Consider the following 22,556-nt stretch of genomic DNA (forward strand, 5'->3'; position numbering starts at 1 on the left):
TTACTTAAAAGGTGTTACTATCAATTATAAATATGATTCAAAATTTAGATCAAATTTTACAATATATTCAGCAGAGTTTTAACAAGCACTCATTAATTGCCATTCATCTTAGTCATTATAAAGGAACGGAGGCTAATCTCAAGCGAATAAATATAAGAAAGGCTTTAGTTAAAAATGAATATGTTCTTAGTTTTACGTATCAATATGCAACTAAAGATATAGTAAAAAATTATACGCTAGCTGAATCTATCCAATGGATCGAAGGTCTGGTAAAAGTAGAAGGGTTTAGGCTGATACGGGTATTAACACTCGATTTTGATATCCAGCTTAGTTTTATGAAAGGTGGGCGTTGGGATTTGGAAAAGACCAATCCCAGTCAAAATACATTGCCTAGCATGAACCATGATAAGTCGAAAAAAAGGATCATTGAAGCAAGCCAGCAATTGTATTTAAAACAATTAAATATTACGGACCAGAATGGTCATGTTTATAAGTCAGCTCAGGATAAATACAAGCAAATCAATCATTACATTGAAATCTTAAGCACTTTGTTGAAAGAACTTCCAAATCATGAAGTAATTCAAGTTGTAGATATGGGTTGCGGCAAAGGTTATTTAACTTTTGCCATTTATGATTATTTAAATCATATCCTAAAAAGACCATCTGAAGTTGTTGGCGTAGAACTGAGGAAGGATCTGGTAGATCTCTGTAATCAAATTGCACATGATTCAACTTATACTGGATTGCAATTTAAACAAGGGTCTATCGAGGCGTTTGATATCCCTGAGATAAATGTTTTAATCGCCCTGCATGCTTGTGATACGGCAACTGATGATGCGATTGCAAAGGGAATAAAAGCTCATGCCGATCTAATAGTTGTAGCGCCTTGTTGTCACAAACAGATTCGCAAAGAAATTAATAAAAATAATGTGAGTAATGACCTTGATTTCCTTTTGAAACATGGAATATTTATGGAGCGCGAAGCAGAAATGGTGACTGATGGAATTCGTGCATTGATTTTAGAATATTTTGGGTATACTACTAAAGTTATTGAATTTATTTCTGATGCACATACCCATAAAAATGTTATGATAGTTGGTAAAAAAAATGTACAAAAGGAATCCAACCAAGCTGCGATCAAACAAAAAATTATTGATATCAAATCATATTTTGGGATTGACCATCATCATTTGGAACGTATATTAGATTAGAAATAGCTTGGTATAATTTGGAATTATGCGAATGAGAAGAATCCGACTTATATGTTTATTATGTGTTTTGTTTTTTTGTTATTGTAACAATCATGACCATAAGAATATCTCGATCCCTACTTTGGCTGGAAATACCATAAATTCCATCGATAGTTCTGCTAGCAAGTCTTCTGCAGGCAAATTAACGATGCATGATGTATCCTTGGATACGAATGATGAATTATTACCTTGCTTAATTTATAATAAGTACGAAGGCAGATTGGTTTATGTTGATGTTTGGGCAACGGCTTGTTATGGTTGTATTGCGGAAATTCCTTATTCAAAGTCATTACAGCAAAATATGGCTCAAAAGAATATTGCTTTCGTATACCTATGTTGTAATTCTAAACCTGAGAATTGGCAAAAAGTGATTCAAGATCTTCTACTTGGTGGCGATCATTATTTTTTAAACCAAAAACAGTCTTCCCGTTTATTTAAAGAATATAAAATTTTGAAATTTCCTACCTACTTAATTTTTAACCAAAAAGGCCAACTAGTGAGTCGTGATGGCCCCAGTCCAAGTTCTGGTAATATTGTCAAATATTTAAATCAGGCAATTCCATTTTAACTAAAATTTGATCTCAAATTCTACGTGAATTTTGATGTTGTACTTAACTGACAAAGCTTTATTCAGAGTTGTAAAAGCGTCTTTTGGATTTTAGGCCAATTAGCTTGAAAGCATTGTATTTGTTGCATTATTTGAGTCTATTTTATATAGAAAATGCACCGATATCAAACATTAAGGGCATGAAATTTCAATTTGGTAACATTCCAAAACTCAGGGAAAACCCCTAATTTATAAAAATGGGTGTTTTCTACGATGTACAGCCTAATAAAAGGTCTCATCTTTGTAAGGTCAAATTGATTAAAACGTTAAAAAATTTGGCAGCTTGATTTGAATATTGAAAAATGGGATCCATTGTAGGACTACCAGCATGAGAATAGGTTTTGGTTAATAAAAAAGGGATTTTTTATACTATTTTGAATTTTGAACACTTGGTTGTTTGCACTTTCTAAAAAAGTAATAAACATTAATTTGTTCTAACAATGAATATTGCTGGTAGTCCTTCATGGAAATTAATTTTTAGGACTAAATTTGGTTTTTCGTTTGAAAATATATTTTTATTTAGGTTTATCTTAATTCCTCTAAAAGAAAGACTTCCTACATTTGTAAGAAGTCTTTTTTATTTTTATGAATGTCGAAGCTTAGTTATACCATTTCTAAGGCTATACCATTTCAACTAATTGTTCCCATTCTTTTACGTGAGTAGCTATTTGGCTTTTGAGGAGTTCGTATTCCTTTAAAATATTTGAACTATTTGATTGTTCGAAAAATCCGGGAACACCCATTTGTATTTCTATTTCTTTCTTTTTAGTCTCTAACCTTTCAATGTCTTTCTCAAGAATGCCGATTTTTTTGCAGCTTTTTTCTTCTCTTCCGGATCGATATTTGGTGCTGGTTCTGATTGCTTAACAGCAGCAACTGTTGCAGTGTTATTGGATTTTTCAAATGATTGCAATAACGATTCGGTATTCGTTTTTTCTAAAAAATAATCGATATCACCTTCAAATATTCGAACTTTTTGATCTGCAAAGAAACAAGTTTTTTCAGCCAGGCCTCTTAAAAATTCACGATCATGGGAAACAACTATAACGGTTCCTTTATAGTTTTTTATAGCTTCTTTTAATGATTCTTTGGAAGAGATATCCAGATGGTGAGTGGGCTCATCCAGAATTAAAAAATTATGTTCTTGAACCAACAGTGAAGCAAGTCGAACTCGAGACTTTTCTCCCCCACTTAGAACTCTGATACGTTTTTCAACATCGTCTCCTCCGAAGGCAAGGCCCCCAAGAATATTTCTGATCAATGGTCTTACAGAAGGAAGACTTACACTTTCTATGACTTCAAGTATGGTCTGATTTGGATCCATTAATTCGGTATGTTCTTGTGCGAAATATCCAATTTTCACTTGATGACCTAAATTAATGACGCCATGTGTTGGTGGTTCAACCTGACTTATAAGTTTAACTAAAGTACTTTTACCTTGACCATTTTGACCAATAAAACTTAATTTCTCCCCGCGCTCAATAAAGAATTCGATATTGTTCAATACCATTAAATCGCCATACGATTTTGTTAATTCGCGAGCTTCTATGACCATTCTTCCACCAGGATGTGAAGGTTGGAATCTAAGCCTTATAGATGATTGTTCTTCATCTGGTGCTTCTATGACATCCATACGGGCCAATTCAGACTGCAATGATTTAGCGAAACTTGCTTTGCTCGCCTTAGCACGAAATTTATCAATAAGGACTTCTTTGTGTTGGATTAATTTCTGTTGTGATTTGAATTCACTGAGTTCAATGTCACGTCTTTCTTTTTTGTAATCTATGAAAGCGGAATAGCTTCCGACAAAATCATACAATTTACCACGATCTACTTCAATGATTCGCTTAGCGATACGATCTACAAACATTAAATCGTGAGAAATCAATATGACACTACCTTCATAGGTTAATAAATACTTCTCTAACCATTGAATGGATAAGATGTCCAAATGGTTATTTGGCTCATCGAGTAACATTACATTTGGTCTTGACAACAATAGTTTTGCTAATTCAAGCCGCATTCTCCAGCCACCAGAGAATTCATGTGTTTTTCTTTCGAAGTCAGTACTTTTAAAACCAAGGCCAATTAGAATTTTTTCAATTTCACCTTCGATTTTATCAGCATTCATGTAATCCATTCTATGATGGATGTCTTCCATGAGTTCAATATAGTACATTAACTTTTTCTCTTCCAAGTTTGGATTCGAAAGTTGATCTTCGCAATGTTTTAGTTCCTCATGGAGGGCATTGATTTCTACCAAAGATGACATGATTTCTTCACGAACTGTAAATCCTTTGTCAGTGGGTAGCTCTTGTTCAAGATAACCTACTTTTACATCCTTAGGTTTTTCTACAAGCCCTTCATCCGGTTTAATGGCTTCGGAAAGCACTTTAAGCAAAGTTGATTTTCCTGATCCATTTCTACCAGTAATGGCAAGTTTTTCACCAGGAGTTACCGTAAATGAAATATTATTGAAGATAGCTCTTTCTCCAAATCTTAATACTAGGTTTTGTACTCGAATCAAAATATATAAATATAATGTTAATTAAAAATATAATCGCCATCCATTTGACTTATGGCGCTGTAATGATCTCCTTTTTTTTCAAGGATTTCCTTCCACAAATGTTCAGGCTTGGATTTAAAAATATAATTTGGATCAATTTGATCAATAAACCATGAAGGTTCTTTAATTTCTTGTTGTAATTGTTGGCTGTCCCAGCCACTATAACCCATGAAAAATCTTATGTTTTCTATTTGAATTAATTTTTGATTGATTAAAAATTTCAATGACTCAAAATGTCCACCCCAGTATACTCCAGGAGCAATTTTCACGGATTCTTCTATTAATGACCCAACATTATGCAGAAAATGTAAGGTGTTCTCAGCTACCGGACCACCATAAAAAACCGGTGCATCAAAATCATCGATATCTTCAATTAATTCACTTAGTTTTAATGGAGTAGACCGGTTTAAAATGAATCCAATGGATCCATCAGTCGGAGAGTAATCTACGATCAAAACCACTGCCCTTTTGAAATTGGGATCTAACATAAAGGGCTCCGCGACTAGAAGGGAACCATTTTCAATTTGTATTTGGTCTGGTTGATCTGAGCTCATAAACTGATTATTGGAAAATTGCGATCAATTCGCTTCAAAAATCCGGATAATACGGTACCATTTCCACCAACCTCGATGAAAGATAAAGTTCCATCTTGAATCATATGATTCATGGTTTGTGTCCAAAGTACTGGCGCGGTAAGTTGTCTGATTAAATTCATTTTAATCATGTCAGGATGAGTGTGTGGTTTGGCATCTACATTTTGATAAATGGGACAAATAGGAGTATTGAAAGTCGTTTTTGAAATGGCTTCTTCAAGGTTAACTCTTGCTGATTCCATTAATGGTGAATGAAAAGCACCTCCAACATTTAAGACAATCACTCGTTTAGCACCAGCTTCTATTAATTTTTGTTCAGCTATTTTCAATCCTTCCAAACTTCCTGAAATGACCAATTGACCCGGACAATTATAATTTGCAGGAATGACCACATGATCTGTAATGGAATGACAAACTTGTTCTATTTGTGCATCATCAAGACCTACAATGGCTGCCATAGATCCAGGATTGTTTTCACAAGCCTCTTGCATGGCAGAAGCTCTTATTTGTACTAAGTTTAGACCATCTTCAAAACTTAAGACTTCGGCTGCAACCAATGCCGAAAATTCACCTAATGAATGACCAGCTATCGCAAATGGAGGTTGGTCAATAGAAGTAGTTTTAAATTTGATGATGGAGTGAAGGAATACTGATGGTTGTGTGATGTTTGTTTGTTTAAGTTCTTCTTCAGTACCTTCAATCATGATATCACTGATTCTAAAGCCTAAAATCTCATTGGCTTTCTCGAATAACGCTGCTGCTTCATCACTTTTAATATACAAGTCTTTACCCATTCCCACAAATTGACTAGCCTGACCTGGGAATATATAAGCTATATGTTTCATAAAATTGGCTACTTGATTAAGTTCAAAAATTCATTCCGAGTCTCAAAGGTCTTAAAAACTCCGGTAAAAGCAGAGGTTGTAGTCATACTATTTTGTTTTTGGACGCCACGCATCATCATACACATATGTCTGGCTTCAATTACAACGGCTACGCCATAAGGATTTAGGGTATTTTGGATACAATTGATGATTTCATGAGTAAGTCGCTCCTGAACTTGAAGTCGGCGAGCGAAGATGTCCACCACACGGGGCAATTTACTCAGTCCAACGATTTTGCCATTCGGAATATATGCAATGTGAGCTTTTCCAAAAAATGGTAACATATGATGTTCACACAATGAATAGAGCTCAATATCCTTGACTAAAACCATTTCATTAAATTTTTCTTTAAAAATGGCGGAATTCAAAACTTCTATAGCATCCTGGCTATAACCTTGTGTAAAAAATTCCAAGGCCTTAGCAGCTCTTAGTGGTGTTTTTTCAAGCCCTTCTCTAGTTGAATCCTCGCCTACTCCTTTGATAATCAACTCAAAGTAAGAAGATAAGGCTTCATTTTTTAATGTTTGGTTTTCTTTCATTTTGCGTCAGTATCCAATTTCACTAAGCAAACGATATTCCAATTCAATATGTTTAACAATATTAGATAGAAATATATTTTAGTCCATGTAAATTCGCATTATATCGAAAAACTATAGATTTTGTAATTTTTAGGCTTATTTTTCGTCCGTGTTTAAGAATAAGAAATCGATTGAATTATTACCAACGAACAGCATTAGCTGGATTTCAGCTCAAGTTCTGTTTTGGTTGATTTTTATTTCCATTTGGTTGTATTTTAGTCCAAAAGAATGGAGCTATTCCAAAGACGTTTCTTGGACCTTAATCAACACTTGTTTTTATATAGTTTTAGTCAATGTCAATCTGAGATTTTTGTTGCCCTGGCTCATGCAAAGTCAATCCATGATTATCTATACGTCTTCATTGTTAGGACTTGGGATTGTGCTTACACCCATAAAAATTTGGTTTAATACACATTTTTGTTACGGGGATCTTTTGTGTCCAAATTGGATTACAGACGCTAAATTCCACTACATCAGTATGATTGTTTTAGCTGCTATTTCATCATTGGTTAGAATTCCTTTGGATTGGTTGACCGTGCAAAAAGAAAAAAAGGAACTCATTACAAAAAATGTACAAACTGAATTGCAATTTTTAAAAAATCAAATCAACCCACATTTTCTGTTTAATACCTTAAATAATTTATATGCACTAACACTAAAAAAATCTGATGATGCTCCCGATGTCGTGTTGAAATTATCTGACATGATGCGATATATGCTATACGAGTGTAATGAAAAGGAAGTGCCATTAGAAAAAGAGATTCAATACATAAAAAATTATATTGAATTAGAGAAAATTCGTTTAAGTAAAAATGCAGAAATCAATATTTCTATAGAAGGCGAATGTCAAAGTACACGAGTAGCTCCATTGTTATTTATTCCATTTATAGAAAATAGTTTTAAACATGGTATTAAAACAAGTTTGAACAATGCTTTTATTGATATTCAATTTTTGATTACAGATCAGGAAATTCAGTTCATCGTTAAAAATTCAAAGTCTGATCACTTGCCCGGGCATGGACATGCCAGAAAAGTAGGAGGAATAGGTTTAGTTAATGTTAAAAAAAGACTTGAACTTATTTATCCAAAAACGCACCAATTAGAGATAAATAGTTTGCCTGATGCTTATGAAATTCAATTAAATATTACAACAAATAAATAAACTTTATGATCCGAACCATTATTGTTGATGATGAACCCTTGGCGATCGAAATTCTAGAGGCTTATATCATGAAAATGCCCAATATGAATTTGATAGCCAAATGTTCAAATGCACTAGAGGCAAATGAAGTACTGAGAACTGAAGATATAGATCTCATGTTTTTGGATATTGAAATGCCCATGATGCTTGGAACTGATTTCTTAAAATCGCTTAAGGATCCTCCACAAATCATTTTCACTACTGCATATCCAGAATTTGCTGTTCAGGGGTTTGAACTTAATGCTTTGGATTATTTATTGAAACCCATTTCATTGGATCGATTTATTAAAGCCGTGAATAAAGTTGTTGTTAGATATGAACCTTCCATGTCTTCAAAGGAATATTCAAAATCACTGGATTATATTTTTGTAAAAGCAGATAAGAAACTCATTAAAATTAATTTTTCTGAAATTATTTACATTGAAGGCTTGAAAGATTATGTGCTAATTCATACGGATCAAAGTAGAATCATAACGCTTCAAACCATGAAAAGTCTTGAAGAAAAATTACCTGTGGAGCTTTTTATCAGAGCTCATCGGTCCTATATTGTAAATCTGAATCGCATTAAAGCCATCATAGGTAATACCATAGAAGTCTTGGAAAAAGACCAAATTAAACAATTGCCAATTGGTAAAAATTACAAAGATGAAATCGAGGTAATGATTGAAAAGAAAAGAATTTAATATAGAAGTAAAACGAATGATGCGCTACAATGGAATTTTACTTTAAAAAAATAAAGTCCATAATAAAATAGCTGAATAGACTTATGATTACAATACTAAACAAATTTAAAACTAATCCAGCACGGAGCATTGATTTTAATGGGATCAAGCCACTTGAATAGGCTATCGCATTTGGTGGTGTCCCCATAGGCAACATCCCTGCGCAACTGGCTGCAAGAGTCATTGGAATTCCCAGTATAATGGGAGGAATTTGTAATGCTATGGCTAATGATGCTAAGATGGGCGCCATTACAATGACCTGAGCGATATTGCTCATGACTTCACTTAAAAGATCGAAACCGTAGCAACCAACATGATAAGTAGGAATCGGTTGTCTGGCGCATAATTGGATATACCCTCTCCTATCATTTTCATTACACCAGCGTTCTCCATGGCTTTAGCTAATGCCAATCCTCCACCGAACATAAGCAAGATCCCCCAGGCCATTTTACTAGTATCTTTCCAGTTCAGAATATTATTAAAATGATTTACATTTTCTTCTTCATCTACATTAATTTCTGAATTTGTATTTGGTTTCATTCCTGACGGTAAACAAAATAATGCAAATGCCCCCATAATTGCAATTATTGTATCATTAATCGGAATGGATAAAAGATTTACGATTAAATCTTTAGTCATCCATAATGTTGCGGTACATATAAAAACAATAAAAACTCTCTTTTCAGCTTTTGTCCATGGACCTAAATCCAATAATTTCGAGCTTATAAATGAATCTGTTTTGGCATTTGCTTTAATATCATTTGGAAATAGCCATTTGGTAAAGGCAAGATAAAGTGCTATTAAAATAAGCACAGCTAAAGGAAAACAAAAAAAGAAACCATTGGAAAAATGAAATATTAATATTCATATGATCAGCCATAAATCCCACATAGGCTGTATTTGGAGGAGTTCCAATAATTGTAGAAAGGCCACCTATATTCGAAGCATATGCAATACTCAACAAGATGGCTGTTGAGAAATTACCTAGTGTTGATTTATCATAATTTCTACTCATCACTTTTAGTACTGATAATGCAATGGGGAACATCATCATTGTTGTAGCAGTATTACTAATCCACATACTTATTACAAAAGTGGAAATCATAAAACCTAACAAGATTTGATTTCCATTGCCTCCTGTTTTTTTTAGAATATTCAATGCAATTCTTTGGTGTAGATTCCATTTTTCAATGGCTAAGGCCAGAAAAAATCCGCCCATGAATAAAAATATAATGGGATCTGCATAGTGTTTTGAAATATCTTGAATACTTTCAATATTCCAAATTGGAAAAACAAATAATGGAATTAATGCAACCACAGGCATTGGAATCCATTCCAAAATCCATAAGCTAATCATGAAGAGCCCAACTACAATTACTTTTAATGCTTTTATTTCAAGGTTTAAAGGATTTATGAAATAAAATATCAGAAGTAATAGGAGTATTCCTAGTGTTGATAAATAGTACTTGTTCGCAGTATTCATTTACAAAAGTAAAAAGAATAGAATAAGTTTACTTATTTTTTGAATTTCTATATACTTAGGTAGTGTAGGAAGGATTGAATTTATAACGCACTAAGGAATAATAAGCCTCAGAGAATCTCAATTTAATTTTTTTTTACACTGCGGAAGAAGAGGCCACACAGAGTTGCACTGAGAAATTTATCTCTTGAAACTCTGTGAGCGCTCAGTGTATCTCTGTGTAAGTAATTTACATTACACAGAGGAAGAAGAGTCCACACAGAGTTGCACTGAGAAATTTATCTCTTAAACTCTGTGTAACTCAGAGAGAGTCTGTGTATCTCAGTGTAAGCAATTTATTACACTGAGGAAGAAGAGGCCACACAGAGTTCCACTGAGAAATTTATCTCTTAAAACGCTGTGTAACTCGGTGAGAGCTCAGCGTATCTCAGTGTAAGCAATTTATTTAACGGAGGAATAAGAGGCCACACAGAGTTGCACTGAGAAATTTATCTCTTAAAACTCTGTGTAACTCCTTGTGAACTCAGTGAATCTCTGTGTAAGAAATATAAATTACACTGAGGAAGAGGAGGCCGCACTGAGCTACACTGAGAAATTTATCTATTAAAACTCTGTGTAACTCAGTGAGGGCTCAGTGTATCTCAGTTTAAAATCAGAATTTTATAAATAATAATATTTGCAATTAGCATTAACCATTAACTTTCATTATAGATTTCACTTGTTGCAATACCATGTTTTGTAGCCGAACATAATAAATTCCAGATGGTGAATCTTCAAGATTACAATCCACATCATATTTTCCGCATCAAGATTCTGATCAATTAATGTCTTAATTACGGAACCACTGTTATTTATTATTTGTACTAAAGTATGTCCACCTTTTGTTTCAAATTTGATTTTAGTAGATTGAACAAATGGATTGGGATAAGCATACACTAAATTTTCACCTAACTTTCTGTGTTCTTCGTGTATAGATGTCGGTATGCAATTACCAGGATCAAAAACAGGCAATCGTTGATAATTTCGTAATTGTATTTGATCCAAATCGGGTTGCTGCACACAAAACCAATCAGCTAAAATGGATGCATAAACAGAACGAAAATCATATTGCATAGGCAAATTAGAATTGACATTAGAATTTGGGTCTATGATTGGGTTCGATCCAACAACTCCGGGTACAACTTTACCTCCAAATAAGAAAATCGGTTGTGCAGCACCATGATCTGTTCCTCCAGAAGCATTGGAAATGATTCTTCTTCCGAATTCTGAAAATGTCATTCCAGCTATTCTATCTTCAAATCCCAATAATTTGGCATCGTCCATAAATGCACCAATAGCATCAGAAACACCTTTTAATAAATTCGCATGTGTACCTATGGTATGATCAGAAGAACTCACTTGTCCAGAATGTGTATCAAAACCATCTGTGTGTACAAAGAAAATTCTAGTCTTAATACCACCATGAATTAATCGAGCGATTATGGCTAATTGATTTCCAAGAGCGTATCCTGGATCTGTAGATAATTTTGGATATATAGAAGATGCATTTTTACCTTTAAATCCTGCCGCTTGTACGGCGTCTCCAAATTTGTCTGTTTGGCGCTGTACTTCTCTTACATAAGCTAGTTCTTTTCCTAAATAGTTATTTGGTGTTGGATCTGAAAGTATGCTGTTTGTAAGATTAAAAGGGTCATTGGTATTGAATATTGATATTCCCATTGGGACTCCTTGATTTTGTAATGCTAATACGACATTGCCTCCTATTCTTATAGCTAATGGATCAGGAATTGAGGGATTTGGAAATCCAACGGGATAATTAGGAAATTCATTAGCTAAGTATCTTCCAGCCCAACCCGAATTTAAATATTCATTCGTATCAGCTCCAGTCATCCAAATATCTGTGGCTCTGAAATGGGAATAACTAAATTTAGGATAGCCCACACTTTGTATGATGCTTAATTTGTTGTTGTTAAACAAATCGTATAATCGGTTTAAAGAAGGATGCAATCCAGTAGCATTATTGGTTCCTTTTAATTTAAGAACTTTATCTTCAGGTATTAATATATTTTGACGGACTGTTGATTTTGACAAAGCACTATATTGATCTAGTGGAATTACAGTATTAAGACCATCATTCCCTCCAATCATTTGTACAATTAACAAAATCCGATCAGTTTCTTCTAATGATGAATTTAAGACAGACAACAATGGACTGTTGGCATATGCATTCACAGTCATTCCTCCAATAGCAATGGGTACGGATTGGATAAAAGATCTTCTTTTCATATATTTGGAATAATTGAATTAATATATTGGGATTAACATAATTGAAATTCTGCAGAACTCATTAAATATTGTATTAAGTCTTGAAGCATGGAAGGCACCTTTCTGGATACCGGATCCGTTGTATTCGGATCAGCTATAAATTCCTTATTAATATAATCCATTTTGGTAATGTATCCATAAGATGGACTATTAGCACCATCGTAAGTATTTGTTTTTGGTAATGCAAAATTAGATCTTGATATGGCAGATATGGATCCTAACCGAATTGGATAAGTTGATGTATCTATCCATATTTCATGAAACGATGGTGATTGATAATAGGCCGGCCATCCTGCAACATTTGGTGGGTCATTAATATCTTGGCCTTGATTGAAAATATGAGTACGAATGATATTCCAAAAATAATATTGTGCCTCTAATTGGATGGATTTAGGTGTTGGATAATCCAGTTGTCTGATCATGCCGACTGTAAACTCTATAGGACTTTTAACCATGCAACCTTTGTGCTCATTTTTAAAGAATACTTCTGAACTAAAAAGGGCGTGAATGACATACCGCATTTGATCTGGATCATTGACATTTTGTCTAAAGATTTCTGCTAGTGGTTCGATAAGTTCAGCTTCAATTTCAGGTGTGATGTCGTAATATCCAAAATAGTTCCATAATCTTCGACAAACATATTTGGATACTTCATCAGTAGCAAAAATCATTTCAATCATTTGATCGATTTCCAAAAAGCTAGCTTTTCTTCTATGGTATCAAAGGGCGTTGGATCTGTTATAGATCTATCCGGTGAAATGGTAAGGTTATTATAGAATGGTGAAAACGTTTTTACGCCATTGTCATGATTATTTTTATTAAATGCCTTTTTTAGGTAAAATATTCATTTGGACACCATTGACATTTCCTCGTTCAATAACATACCAACCTGTCAATACTCTTGCTGCTGATTTGACATCTTCCTCCGTATATCCAGAACCTTGGCCCTTGCCAACACAAAAAAGTTCTTGTAATTCTCTAGCAAAATTTTCATCTGGTGCAGCTTTAGTATTTTTTTCACCATTTAAATATCGGAGCATACCGGGATCAAGCGTAATATCTTTTACGAGTTGTTTGTAATTTCCGAATGCATATTTTCTGTAGAGCGATTGAGTAGCATACATCATATGTGCATTTTCAAGAGTTGCATCTTCCGTTACCAACAGGGTTTGATAGAACATAATCATTTTTCATAGACACTTCTGTCTTGATGTATCTGTAAGCCGGTCCACCATTGTTTTAAATTGAGTCTTCGCGCACTATTGGAACTGGCTAAAAAATTAGTTTGTACAGGTTTGTCAACCCAGGTTTCGCCCCAGTTTACAATAGTTTCAATAGTACCGTTATTATTAATTTTATCAAAAGTATCTTTTGATGGATCTGTATTATTGTAATAAGTTCTAAGTGGTGGATTTGGAGTCGTGGGTTTGGTATTGATGAGAATATCAAGTGATTCACTAAGCGTTTTACTCATGAAAAAATGGAGATCGGCTTTGCTTACACCAAACATTGTTCTGCGAAGTAAGTGTAATACTTCTGATTTTCCAAAAGGTCCTGAATATAATTTTAACATTCCCATAAACTTGCTTTACTATAATAAATTAATGATTCATTTTTGTGGTTTAGATATGGCTAATTTTATAAATTCTGTTTTATAAATTTGCCAACCCATATTTTATTTTCACTATTGATTTTAAAATAAAATAAACCATTTGACAAAGTACTGATATCTATTTGTTGATTGTTAATAGTCGACACTTGTGCCAAACTAGCATTAGAATTGTAAATCGAAATCACTTTGTGATCGAATGGGTTATCAAAGTATAATTTTGTACTGGCAGGATTTGGGAATATTTTGATATTATTTTCTATTGTTTGATGGTGAATAGACGTTGTTGTAGAAGATTCATATTTCCAAATTTTTCCATCAGTGTAGCAAAAATACAGTATTTCCATCGACAGCAAGGGCGCCTTGAGATTGACCATTAATTACACTTGATATTCCATCATTAAAAAGATGCCAGTTGATTCCATCTAATGAAGTGTAAATGCCAACACTATCCTTAGGAGTTGATGAATTACTGCCTGAGTGAAGATAAATATGTCCGTTATCTGTGGTTACTATTTTGGTTACTTGCAATCCTGCAGTGATAAGATATGGTAAAAAGCCATTCACTTCATAAACTTTGTGTTGATCCATATCAGCAAAACCTAAAGATTGTTTCCAATTGAACGCCCATAAATTGGTGCCATTAAATATCAAGTCGTCGTTTTTTGTGAAGCCCAATGCGCCAAGATTTCCAGTATAAGATAATGCTTTCATGGGGCTCAAACTATCCTTTAGGGTAGCATCTTGTGATTGGCAGGCAAAATAATCTGCAGGATGAAAACTCGTTCCATCATCATCTGAATATATAATTCCAGCGCCTTCGGTTCCTGCGTATAATCTTCCTTTTTTGATCTACGTTAACACTATAGATGGCACCATCTGAAGGTGCCCCACCCCAAGTTGGATAATAGCAGGGATAATTATTTTTGACGATAGCCGTTTCATCAATTTTCTTAAAAGAATTTCCTTGATCTGTGCTCTTGTATATATAGGACCATTTCGCACCAACCCATATATTTCCATTAGGTGATTTTGCCATACAGAATGCACCTAGGACAGGAGGATAATCTACATTAACAGGCAACCATGAATTATTAGAAAAATTATATTTAAAAATAAACGGTTCAGAGATACCGCTTCTGAATATTCCTACTATTGGTTCATTATTATCATTGCAGATGATTTCCTGAATATTATTTGTAATGCTTTTTGAATTGGGATTATAGGCAGTGCTTCAAAATGACCACTTGCAAGTAAGGTGTTGGATTTATAGATAATACCTTTAGGTGATGATGTCCCAACAAGTCCGTAATATATATCATGATTTTTTGCAATGGCTAATTTAGGAAAAGTACCCTGAGGTAAGCCAGTGGTCCATAATTGCCATTTATTTTGTTGAGCATAAGATGCTTCAATGAATGAGAAAATGGTGATCAAAAAATAGAATTGATGATGATTTCATTTTGAATTATGGTCAAGTGGTTATTTGATGTAATTGTAATAATTTCAATGCTTTTATGGATTACATTAATGATGAATTTGCTGGATTAATACATTGTTTAATTATACTTTAGTGGCAATTCATTTTTTAATTATTTTCATTTGTAATTAAAATGAATCTATCATACTAGTATTTATTAAATGCAATATAGTATGTTGATTACGGATGCTGCAAAGTTGTTGCTTCATTATTCAAATTTATTTTTAGATGTGAACTTATATTAATTTTGGTCAACTATCAAGGCGATATTAACTATCTTTGTTTATTAAGTTACGCAATAAGCTAAATAAATACATTATGTTTAAATTGAATTTCTTATTCATAATAAGTTTGGTCTTGATCATTGCTTTTGGTTTGCAAATAATTCCAGGCCATAGTCAATGCTTTAATTGTAAAAACGCGCCAAAAGGTACTATTTGGTGTGATGATTTTGAAGATGCTACACCATTAAATCAAAAGTATTTTGAATATAATGACAATCAGGAGATTTTATTAAAATGGATCAGGTGGGTCGAGATCATTCTAGGGGTATGCGTGTGAAATGGCAACAAGGTGAGGTCGGAGCTGGATCCTTATCTAAATCTTTTGGCAAAACTCCCGATACTTATATAGGCAAATATGCTGCACAACCTACTCAAAACTTTGATGAAATCTATTGGCGGATGGATGTAATGGCTCAAGCAGGTTGGATTGGTGGAGGTCCTGCAAAATTAAGTAGAGCATTATGTTTAGCAAATAGCAATTGGGCTCAAGGAATGATGGCTCATCTCTGGTCCGGTGGAACTAAAGATGAATACCTAGGAATGGATCCAGCTAGCGGCATTGGAACTGATGGTGTACTTAAATCTACGAAATACAATGACTTCAATAATTTGCGATGGTTGGGATTTAAAGCGGGTAATATTGATATGTTTAGTACAAGAAATGCAGGTAGATGGTTCTGTGTGGTCGGTCATGTTAAATTGAATACACCCGGACAAAAAAACGGGGTGTTTGAATTTTGGATCAATGACACCTTACAAGCATCAGCTACTACCCTGGATTGGCATAGCACATGGAATTCCAATCCTGCTAATATGCATATTAATGCTGTATTCTTTGAAAATTATTGGAATGCTGGTTCTCCTGTGCAACAAGAACGTTATTTTGACAACCTTGTCATCAGCACACAGTCTATACCTTGTAAATGTGATGTGACAGCTATTGAAAATATTTCTATTGTCAAGAAATTGTTGTTCTATCCAAATCCAAGCAACACTTTTTGAAATTGGATCCAAGTGTTCAATTACCTATTCCAATTGAAATATATGATTTAAACGGTATACTTCATGGTAAGGAAATGATATATCATTATTATCAACATATTGACATATCGGATTTGAGCTTCGGTATTTATTTAATTAAAAGCCCTAATTTTCAACCCTATAAAATGGTCGTAAGTCATGTAAATGAATGAATTTCAATTTTTCTTTTAGCTGTCTGACTTAATTGAAATGATCAAAGTGTATGTTTAGGAATCTATAAAACAAATGGTATTCAAATAGGTAAAATTAAATACGAACCAATTGCCAGTCCTCACCCATCTTAAATCAATCCCTCTAACTCACCGATACGATTTCAATAGCATTGAGAGATCCATTATTCAAAGAATACACCTGCCCATTGATCTCCTGAAAAAAGCTCACCTTTAATACAACAAATAAAATGCCTGACCCTATCGGTGCCTGCGCTGGAGTTAACACCACATTAGTTTTAGTTTGATCCAAGACTAATGTTACCGCAGAACTGATGGATGAATGAATCACACCCGATGCAAAATCAATTTCAGACCAAGCACTTTCAATCCTGCAATGTGTAGCAGAAGCTGGACAAACCAAATCCTGCTGCGGTATGAAATCTGGAATACGCACCACCCCACTTGCACTATCCACTTGATAATTGGCTTTAAGCACTTTACTCAATAAGGATGCAATATTGAAATTAAATCCCTTCAATAATTTCTTACCCTCATTAGTAGATAAGCCCATCCCTACTTTTCTAGATCCACGTAAATTAATGGTATCCAACTTTATCACTTTAGAAAGTTGCGTCACCATTCGACTCACCACTAAAGCGTCGGATTCATTGCCAGTAATGTTCCTAAATGAGGTACGAATCCATTTGCCCGAATGATTTATTTCTGCAAACTCCTGATTATTCTCCCGAGTTCTTGCGAATGCAGGATCTTTTTTGATACGGGCCTTACTGGCCCCTCCTTTGGTGCGAACGATGTACCCATCCTTGCTTTTGTAAAAACTCAAATCATTGAATTTACCTGAGATTTTAATTAATCCGATTTGGCGTCCCATACTTAAAAACTTTTAGTGTTAAAATAAATACCATGTTTTTTGATCAGGATCAAAAAACATATTGCTCTCAGTGCTAAAACGAATTTGAATATGTAAATATTATTATCAGGAAGAGATCCCAGAAGTGGAAAGCATGCGAATTATACTAGGATAACTCGTGGAATATTCGTGGAGTACTCGTGGCAAAATATTCTTTAAAAAAATCCAAAAAAAGTTTAATTCTTGAGTAAAAAAAGTATGATAGACATGTACAAACCCCTTGATTCAGCAATACAAAAATGACCCAAGGAAGAATTAGTACCTGCAGAGCAGCGGTGGGTTGGGAATTACTGGTTCTTATTATAGATGAACCAATTAAATAGAAAGACAAACAGCACACTATAAGAATTTGAATTCCAATGTATACTTTGGATTCGGAACCCATTTTTGCGTTGAAGCAAAAGATAAGTTACCCACTTAATTAGTTTACAAAAATTTATTTTGTAAGAATGTCAATATATTCAGATAAGTTTTGATATATTTGTCATGTAGAAGGTAGAACTGATATTTATAAATATATTGTAATTTAGTATTGATCTTGTTGGTCATGTTTCTGAAGCTTAGAAGGATTTATAAATACAATTCTATCCAATGTATGTTATGAATGTCAATAGATATATTTTAAATAGATTGAATTTTCTTATTAATTTAGAATAGTCATATTATTAATATTAAATAAATAAATGATCAAGATGGCAAATTAACTATTTCATTATGAATGATTTAAGTACCAAAACATATAAGCGATATTCACGAAACTCACGAATGAACTTTCGGGAACCCAAATGTTAGGCGCAAGCCTGTGAGACCGACAACGACAGAAAATAAACCGACAATATGACAGAACAAGAAATTAAAAAAGGAGTTAAGGAGGTTTGTGAAATTTCGACAGAAATAGCAACTCTTTATGCCGACAATAATGCTTTAGTAGTAAAATTAAATTCAGTCCCACAGGACGAACTACAAAAGGCTTCCGATTATTACGCTTCACGTTCAGGTGTTATTGTTGACTTAAGAAAAGACGTTTTAAAATTTCTTAAAGAAGGTAATAAACTTGACTTGTCGACACTTGAAGGCTTCATTATTAAACATAAGACAGGAAAAGAGAATCAATATCGTGCCTACAAAAACTATTTTTCGATTTTCTTTCCAATCATCACTTTCTACGGCCACAATCCAATAAGGAAATTTATTGATGATTTTATTTCTGAAATAATCAATCGCCTTGACTTAAATGGAAAAGTAAAGCACATATACTTTGACTTTCAAGGAGCAAGACAACAAGGAAGCGATAGACTGTGGTTTGCAATATTCAATAACAAACAGGCAACTCAATCGACAGGCTTACAAATTTTTGCTGACTTTCATCACGGAACAATTAAGTACGGTGTTTACAGACATTCAGACGAATCATATTTAAAAGGTCCGATTGAAGTGTCTCCTGAAAATTTTGATTTTGAAGAGATGATAAAGTTGTATTCGGACAACAAAAACTTGATAATCGATGATGAGCCGATAAAGGATAAATTACTGACTATTCCTCTTAATCAAAAAAGACTTTACAAAATATCGCATGGCTCCTTTAAAACAAAAGCTAATGAAAGTATAAGAGATGTATTTAAAGAGAATCAATGGATAGTAATTCATGAAAACACCGGAAAAGGACAAGCCGAAGCCTTTAAAAATGATTTAACAGAAGGCGACTATGTTTACATTACAATAGGCGGAAATGAGTTATTTACGATTGCAAAAGTAAAAGCAGGTTCTTGGGGCTATGTTCCCGAAGATATAACTGATGAAAATGGATGGATATATAGAGAAGTTGAATACATTAAATCAGCGACAAACCCTGACCCTTCTCCTTTAAAATCATTCAAAGAGTTTATTTATCCAAGTGGCAACAGCACGTTTACAGAAATTACGATTGATAAAATAGAAGAGGCAAACACAAATATTTTTGAGCCTCATTTTGGAGTAGAGTTTATTTCCGAAGGTGCTACAAAAATTAAGGTGCAAGGGGAATTACAAAAGCATCCGAACAATATTATCTTATTTGGCCCTCCAGGAACAGGTAAGACTTACAACAGCATTGACAAAGCAGTTGAAATTGTTACTGGAATTAAAAGTAATCATGAAGACAGTAAAGTAATCTTCGACAAATTAAAAAAAGAAGGGCAAATAGAATTCGTTACATTTCATCAAAACTATTCCTACGAAGACTTTATGGTTGGAATACGACCTGATATTGAATTCGAACATTTGCGCTTCAAACCTTACAGAGGAATTTTTTATGAGATAGCAAAAAAAGCAAGAGAGAATTATTTTGCTTCAAAAGAACAAACAGCCTTGGCCAAGTCCTTTGACCAAGTTTTCAGTGAAATCATTAAACCAATTGAAGAAAAAAATGAAAGCATTGAAATCACAATGGTTTCTGGTCTTAAATATAAAATCACCGATGTAAGCGACACAACTATTCATTTTACAAAGCCATCAGGCGGTACTCAACACACTTTAAGTATTCAAACACTTCAAGATGTAGTTGAAGGTATTAAAGAGGTTACATCTGGACTTTCCGTTTATTATAATCCCCTAGCGAAGCTTATCCGAGAAAAAAGAAAGCCAGTGGGGAACGGACAAACAGAGAAACTCAAAAATTTCGTATTAATCATTGATGAAATTAATCGTGCTAATATTTCTAAGGTTTTTGGAGAATTAATCACTCTTTTGGAAGAAGACAAAAGAATTGATGCAAAAAACGAATTACGACTTACATTACCAAACGGAGATAAAGAATTTGGCGTACCGCCAAATCTATATCTTGTTGGTACTATGAATACCGCTGATAAATCAATTGCTCTTATCGACATTGCACTTAGAAGACGTTTTGAGTTTATTGGATATTTCCCTGATTATAGTAAGTTGGAAGAGAGTGATGGCGTTTTTCTCAAACACATAAACAAGGAAATATATTCTCGTAAAAAATCAGCAGATTATCTAATTGGGCATGCCTATTTTATGACGGGTCTCGATACATTCAAAATAATCAAGAACAAAATTATTCCGCTTCTGATGGAATATTTTTCAGGTAAAACTGAAGTAGTCGAAGAAATATTTAAAAATAGTTCGTGGAGCATCAAATATGACATTGAGAAATACGATTGGATTATTCAACCGATAAGTTAATGTTTACTCTATTTGAATATGGCGAAGAGATTACCGTAAAAGACAGAAAAGGTCTTGAGGGTTACTTGCGTTTTCTATGGCAAGATTATAAAAACCTCTGGGTTGATGAAAATCAAGAAACAGAAATTGTAAATAACTCAAATTATCAACCTTTTATTTCTTTTGATGGCGAAAAAGCTAAAGCAAATAATTTTGTTGGCTTCATTAATTGCAATGATGATTCTTTAGAAATATATCCAAAGGTTTTTCAAAATATGCAATATCCAAATAAGGATTTAATGCATAGGCATTTGTTCTTTTGGTTTAGTTATTGTAAAAAAATAAAATTCCCCTTTAACCAATCTTTCCTAGACAACTTTGAAATCGACCGATTCCCTGAATTGATTATTTATTTAATCGGGAAACAAATCAACGAAACTGTTAGCGCAAAGCCTTATTCTGCTTATGAGGAAGTAGAAGAGGCGTTATTGACTCCAAGAGGTAAAATTAATTTCAATAGATACACAACAAGCCTAACTTATGGCAGACATCAATTTATTGATTGTGATTATGAGCCTTTCGTTTACGACAATAAAGTCAATAGAATTATTAAACATTGCGTTCGACTGCTACTAACACAAACGACAATACCTGAAACGCAAAGAATACTTCATGAAATCATTCATATACTTGACGAGGTTGAAGACCAAACCTGTACAATAAATCAACTGAATCAAATAAGAGTACCGACTTTATTTGACGAGTATGAAGATGTGATGCAATGCTGTAGAATGATTCTTGAAAATCAGATTTATTCTCATGCTGAATATGAAATGAAAAATTGGAGTTTGCTATTTCCGATGGAATATGTTTTTGAAGATTTCATTTCGGGTTTTCTAAAAGACCATTTTAGCAAGGACTTTGAAATTGAATCCCAAAAATCGGAACTATATCTTCATCAAAATCCGAAAACATTTAACTTACAACACGACATTTTATTGACAAATAAAAAGACTAAAGAGAAAATAATTATCGACACAAAGTATAAGCCTAGATGGGATTTAAAATCATCTGACAATAAAAAAGGCGTTTCTCAGACAGATATGTATCAAATGATTAGTTATGCATATCGAAGAGGAACAGAAAAAGTAATTCTAATTTATCCGAACACTTCTGAAAAATTAGCAGAAGATTACGTTTTCAAAATTCAGAAATCAAATCAAAATGAGGAAATAAAAATCAAAATTGTTGATGTGCCATTTTGGTCTTCGGTAGACCATTCAGAAATTGAAACAAATTTATTAATCAAGCTTGACAATGTATTACGCAACGACTTTTAACCAAGCAGGACAAGAAGGCCAGACGCCTAACAGCACCTACCCAAAAGGGGGGGGTTGGGCCAAACCGTTACCAGCAAGCGTAAAACGATACGACACAGCAGACAAAGACCAACATAAACAAGAAAAAAGTAAACCATTTTGACAGGTGACCAAAGACATACAGACCATATTTCAAACGGACAACGAGTAAGCCGACACTCATTGCCGACCCTTCTGTATTTTTTATTTTCCCCACCGCACATTTTTTTTAATTCAATTTTAGCCAGCCGCACATTGGCACATTTGCAAGCCGCACAAGCCGACACACAAACCCAAGCTTGCAAAAGAGCCAATTTTGCCAACGCACCGACA

At 33.8% G+C, this 22,556-nt stretch carries 26 protein-coding genes; 9 read left to right on the forward strand and 17 right to left on the reverse strand.

Features of this window, described 5'->3' with window-relative positions; genetic code table 11:
- The first annotated feature begins 32 nt into the window (after positions 1–32).
- Together IPK88_15365 and IPK88_15370 are read left to right on the forward strand one after the other, a co-directional pair.
- Complete coding sequence (locus tag IPK88_15365; protein MBK8244802.1) at positions 33–1,211, forward strand: SAM-dependent methyltransferase; 1,179 nt, start codon at positions 33–35, stop codon at positions 1,209–1,211.
- A gap of 31 nt (positions 1,212–1,242) precedes the next feature.
- Positions 1,243–1,818 (forward strand): TlpA family protein disulfide reductase, encoded by a 576-nt coding sequence (locus IPK88_15370; protein MBK8244803.1) that lies wholly within the window; start codon positions 1,243–1,245, stop codon positions 1,816–1,818.
- Positions 1,819–2,477: 659 nt separating this feature from the next.
- Here IPK88_15370 and IPK88_15375 read toward each other — a convergent pair.
- From IPK88_15375 to folE, 5 genes are read right to left on the reverse strand one after another with little or no spacing between them, the layout of a single operon-like run.
- Positions 2,478–2,717, reverse strand: coding sequence for a hypothetical protein (locus IPK88_15375; protein ID MBK8244804.1), 240 nt, complete (start codon positions 2,715–2,717; stop codon positions 2,478–2,480).
- A complete protein-coding gene (locus IPK88_15380; GenBank protein ID MBK8244805.1) occupies positions 2,630–4,384 on the reverse strand; it encodes an ABC-F family ATP-binding cassette domain-containing protein in 1,755 nt (584 codons plus the stop codon). The genes IPK88_15375 and IPK88_15380 overlap by 88 nt, the downstream gene beginning before the upstream one ends.
- Before the next feature lie 17 nt (positions 4,385–4,401).
- Positions 4,402–4,977 (reverse strand): YqgE/AlgH family protein, encoded by a 576-nt coding sequence (locus IPK88_15385; protein MBK8244806.1) that lies wholly within the window; start codon positions 4,975–4,977, stop codon positions 4,402–4,404.
- Positions 4,974–5,861 (reverse strand): ACP S-malonyltransferase, encoded by an 888-nt coding sequence (gene fabD, locus IPK88_15390; protein MBK8244807.1) that lies wholly within the window; start codon positions 5,859–5,861, stop codon positions 4,974–4,976. Before fabD ends, IPK88_15385 begins: the two co-directional genes overlap by 4 nt.
- An 8-nt stretch (positions 5,862–5,869) precedes the next feature.
- Positions 5,870–6,439 carry a GTP cyclohydrolase I FolE gene (gene folE / locus IPK88_15395; protein ID MBK8244808.1) on the reverse strand — a complete coding sequence of 190 codons (570 nt, stop codon included), beginning with the start codon at positions 6,437–6,439 and terminating at the stop codon, positions 5,870–5,872.
- Positions 6,440–6,587: 148 nt separating this feature from the next.
- On the opposite strand from folE, the gene IPK88_15400 reads away from it, so the two are divergent.
- Together IPK88_15400 and IPK88_15405 are read left to right on the forward strand one after the other, a co-directional pair.
- Entirely contained in the window at positions 6,588–7,640 is a 1,053-nt protein-coding gene (locus tag IPK88_15400; GenBank protein ID MBK8244809.1) for a sensor histidine kinase, read from the forward strand.
- Between the two features lie 5 nt (positions 7,641–7,645).
- A complete protein-coding gene (locus IPK88_15405; protein MBK8244810.1) occupies positions 7,646–8,362 on the forward strand; it encodes a response regulator transcription factor in 717 nt (238 codons plus the stop codon).
- Positions 8,363–8,399: 37 nt separating this feature from the next.
- Here the strand turns inward: IPK88_15405 and IPK88_15410 are convergent, their stop codons facing one another.
- From IPK88_15410 to IPK88_15460, 11 genes are all read right to left on the reverse strand, one after another.
- Positions 8,400–8,678: an anion permease gene (locus IPK88_15410; protein ID MBK8244811.1), complete on the reverse strand. Its 279-nt coding sequence runs from the start codon at positions 8,676–8,678 to the stop codon at positions 8,400–8,402.
- A gap of 8 nt (positions 8,679–8,686) precedes the next feature.
- Positions 8,687–9,214: an anion permease gene (locus tag IPK88_15415; protein ID MBK8244812.1), complete on the reverse strand. Its 528-nt coding sequence runs from the start codon at positions 9,212–9,214 to the stop codon at positions 8,687–8,689.
- Entirely contained in the window at positions 9,159–9,884 is a 726-nt protein-coding gene (locus tag IPK88_15420) for an anion permease (protein ID MBK8244813.1), read from the reverse strand. The genes IPK88_15415 and IPK88_15420 overlap by 56 nt, the downstream gene beginning before the upstream one ends.
- A gap of 711 nt (positions 9,885–10,595) precedes the next feature.
- Positions 10,596–12,167, reverse strand: a complete 1,572-nt coding sequence (locus tag IPK88_15425; GenBank protein ID MBK8244814.1) for a DUF1501 domain-containing protein — start codon at positions 12,165–12,167, stop codon at positions 10,596–10,598.
- A 32-nt stretch (positions 12,168–12,199) separates the two neighbouring features.
- On the reverse strand, positions 12,200–12,877 hold the full coding sequence (locus tag IPK88_15430; GenBank protein ID MBK8244815.1) for a DUF1800 family protein: 678 nt from the start codon (positions 12,875–12,877) through the stop codon (positions 12,200–12,202).
- Between the two features lie 147 nt (positions 12,878–13,024).
- Positions 13,025–13,387: a DUF1800 family protein gene (locus IPK88_15435; protein ID MBK8244816.1), complete on the reverse strand. Its 363-nt coding sequence runs from the start codon at positions 13,385–13,387 to the stop codon at positions 13,025–13,027.
- Positions 13,388–13,389: 2 nt separating this feature from the next.
- Complete coding sequence (locus IPK88_15440; GenBank protein MBK8244817.1) at positions 13,390–13,779, reverse strand: hypothetical protein; 390 nt, start codon at positions 13,777–13,779, stop codon at positions 13,390–13,392.
- A gap of 65 nt (positions 13,780–13,844) precedes the next feature.
- Entirely contained in the window at positions 13,845–14,162 is a 318-nt protein-coding gene (locus IPK88_15445; protein ID MBK8244818.1) for a T9SS type A sorting domain-containing protein, read from the reverse strand.
- Entirely contained in the window at positions 14,134–14,529 is a 396-nt protein-coding gene (locus IPK88_15450) for a hypothetical protein (GenBank protein MBK8244819.1), read from the reverse strand. The genes IPK88_15445 and IPK88_15450 overlap by 29 nt, the downstream gene beginning before the upstream one ends.
- Positions 14,530–14,608: 79 nt before the next feature.
- On the reverse strand, positions 14,609–14,899 hold the full coding sequence (locus IPK88_15455) for a hypothetical protein (GenBank protein ID MBK8244820.1): 291 nt from the start codon (positions 14,897–14,899) through the stop codon (positions 14,609–14,611).
- 68 nt (positions 14,900–14,967) lie between these two features.
- Positions 14,968–15,252, reverse strand: a complete 285-nt coding sequence (locus IPK88_15460) for a hypothetical protein (protein ID MBK8244821.1) — start codon at positions 15,250–15,252, stop codon at positions 14,968–14,970.
- Between the two features lie 361 nt (positions 15,253–15,613).
- Here IPK88_15460 and IPK88_15465 point away from each other — a divergent pair, with 361 nt between their 5' ends.
- Genes IPK88_15465 through IPK88_15475 form a run of 3 tightly spaced genes read left to right on the forward strand, consistent with a single transcriptional unit; the run spans position 15,614 to position 16,772 of the window.
- A complete protein-coding gene (locus IPK88_15465; GenBank protein ID MBK8244822.1) occupies positions 15,614–15,856 on the forward strand; it encodes a hypothetical protein in 243 nt (80 codons plus the stop codon).
- Positions 15,823–16,581 carry a hypothetical protein gene (locus IPK88_15470; GenBank protein ID MBK8244823.1) on the forward strand — a complete coding sequence of 253 codons (759 nt, stop codon included), beginning with the start codon at positions 15,823–15,825 and terminating at the stop codon, positions 16,579–16,581. Before IPK88_15465 ends, IPK88_15470 begins: the two co-directional genes overlap by 34 nt.
- Positions 16,578–16,772, forward strand: coding sequence for a hypothetical protein (locus IPK88_15475; GenBank protein MBK8244824.1), 195 nt, complete (start codon positions 16,578–16,580; stop codon positions 16,770–16,772). The genes IPK88_15470 and IPK88_15475 overlap by 4 nt, the downstream gene beginning before the upstream one ends.
- Positions 16,773–16,914: 142 nt before the next feature.
- On the opposite strand, the gene IPK88_15480 is transcribed toward IPK88_15475, so the two are convergent.
- On the reverse strand, positions 16,915–17,664 hold the full coding sequence (locus IPK88_15480) for a hypothetical protein (protein ID MBK8244825.1): 750 nt from the start codon (positions 17,662–17,664) through the stop codon (positions 16,915–16,917).
- 1,503 nt (positions 17,665–19,167) lie between these two features.
- On the opposite strand from IPK88_15480, the gene IPK88_15485 reads away from it, so the two are divergent.
- Together IPK88_15485 and IPK88_15490 are read left to right on the forward strand one after the other, a co-directional pair.
- Positions 19,168–20,886: an AAA family ATPase gene (locus IPK88_15485; GenBank protein MBK8244826.1), complete on the forward strand. Its 1,719-nt coding sequence runs from the start codon at positions 19,168–19,170 to the stop codon at positions 20,884–20,886.
- Positions 20,886–22,205, forward strand: a complete 1,320-nt coding sequence (locus IPK88_15490; protein ID MBK8244827.1) for a hypothetical protein — start codon at positions 20,886–20,888, stop codon at positions 22,203–22,205. The genes IPK88_15485 and IPK88_15490 overlap by 1 nt, the downstream gene beginning before the upstream one ends.
- Positions 22,206–22,556 lie beyond the last annotated feature (351 nt).

Source organism: Candidatus Defluviibacterium haderslevense (genome assembly GCA_016712225.1).
GTDB classification, from domain to species: domain Bacteria; phylum Bacteroidota; class Bacteroidia; order Chitinophagales; family Saprospiraceae; genus Vicinibacter; species Vicinibacter haderslevensis.

Coding starts and splice junctions, on each gene's coding strand:
- IPK88_15445 (MBK8244818.1), bottom strand. CDS start 14,162: ATGGAAATACTGTATTTTTGCTACACTGATGGAAAAATTTGGAAATAT.
- IPK88_15440 (MBK8244817.1), bottom strand. CDS start 13,779: ATGTTAAAATTATATTCAGGACCTTTTGGAAAATCAGAAGTATTACAC.
- IPK88_15385 (MBK8244806.1), bottom strand. CDS start 4,977: ATGAGCTCAGATCAACCAGACCAAATACAAATTGAAAATGGTTCCCTT.
- IPK88_15430 (MBK8244815.1), bottom strand. CDS start 12,877: ATGATTTTTGCTACTGATGAAGTATCCAAATATGTTTGTCGAAGATTA.
- IPK88_15420 (MBK8244813.1), bottom strand. CDS start 9,884: ATGAATACTGCGAACAAGTACTATTTATCAACACTAGGAATACTCCTA.
- IPK88_15485 (MBK8244826.1), top strand. CDS start 19,168: ATGATAAAGTTGTATTCGGACAACAAAAACTTGATAATCGATGATGAG.
- IPK88_15370 (MBK8244803.1), top strand. CDS start 1,243: ATGAGAAGAATCCGACTTATATGTTTATTATGTGTTTTGTTTTTTTGT.
- IPK88_15365 (MBK8244802.1), top strand. CDS start 33: ATGATTCAAAATTTAGATCAAATTTTACAATATATTCAGCAGAGTTTT.
- IPK88_15490 (MBK8244827.1), top strand. CDS start 20,886: ATGTTTACTCTATTTGAATATGGCGAAGAGATTACCGTAAAAGACAGA.
- IPK88_15435 (MBK8244816.1), bottom strand. CDS start 13,387: ATGTTCTATCAAACCCTGTTGGTAACGGAAGATGCAACTCTTGAAAAT.
- IPK88_15450 (MBK8244819.1), bottom strand. CDS start 14,529: ATGAAAGCATTATCTTATACTGGAAATCTTGGCGCATTGGGCTTCACA.
- IPK88_15480 (MBK8244825.1), bottom strand. CDS start 17,664: ATGGGACGCCAAATCGGATTAATTAAAATCTCAGGTAAATTCAATGAT.
- IPK88_15405 (MBK8244810.1), top strand. CDS start 7,646: ATGATCCGAACCATTATTGTTGATGATGAACCCTTGGCGATCGAAATT.
- fabD (MBK8244807.1), bottom strand. CDS start 5,861: ATGAAACATATAGCTTATATATTCCCAGGTCAGGCTAGTCAATTTGTG.
- IPK88_15465 (MBK8244822.1), top strand. CDS start 15,614: ATGTTTAAATTGAATTTCTTATTCATAATAAGTTTGGTCTTGATCATT.
- folE (MBK8244808.1), bottom strand. CDS start 6,439: ATGAAAGAAAACCAAACATTAAAAAATGAAGCCTTATCTTCTTACTTT.
- IPK88_15410 (MBK8244811.1), bottom strand. CDS start 8,678: ATGAGCAATATCGCTCAGGTCATTGTAATGGCGCCCATCTTAGCATCA.
- IPK88_15425 (MBK8244814.1), bottom strand. CDS start 12,167: ATGAAAAGAAGATCTTTTATCCAATCCGTACCCATTGCTATTGGAGGA.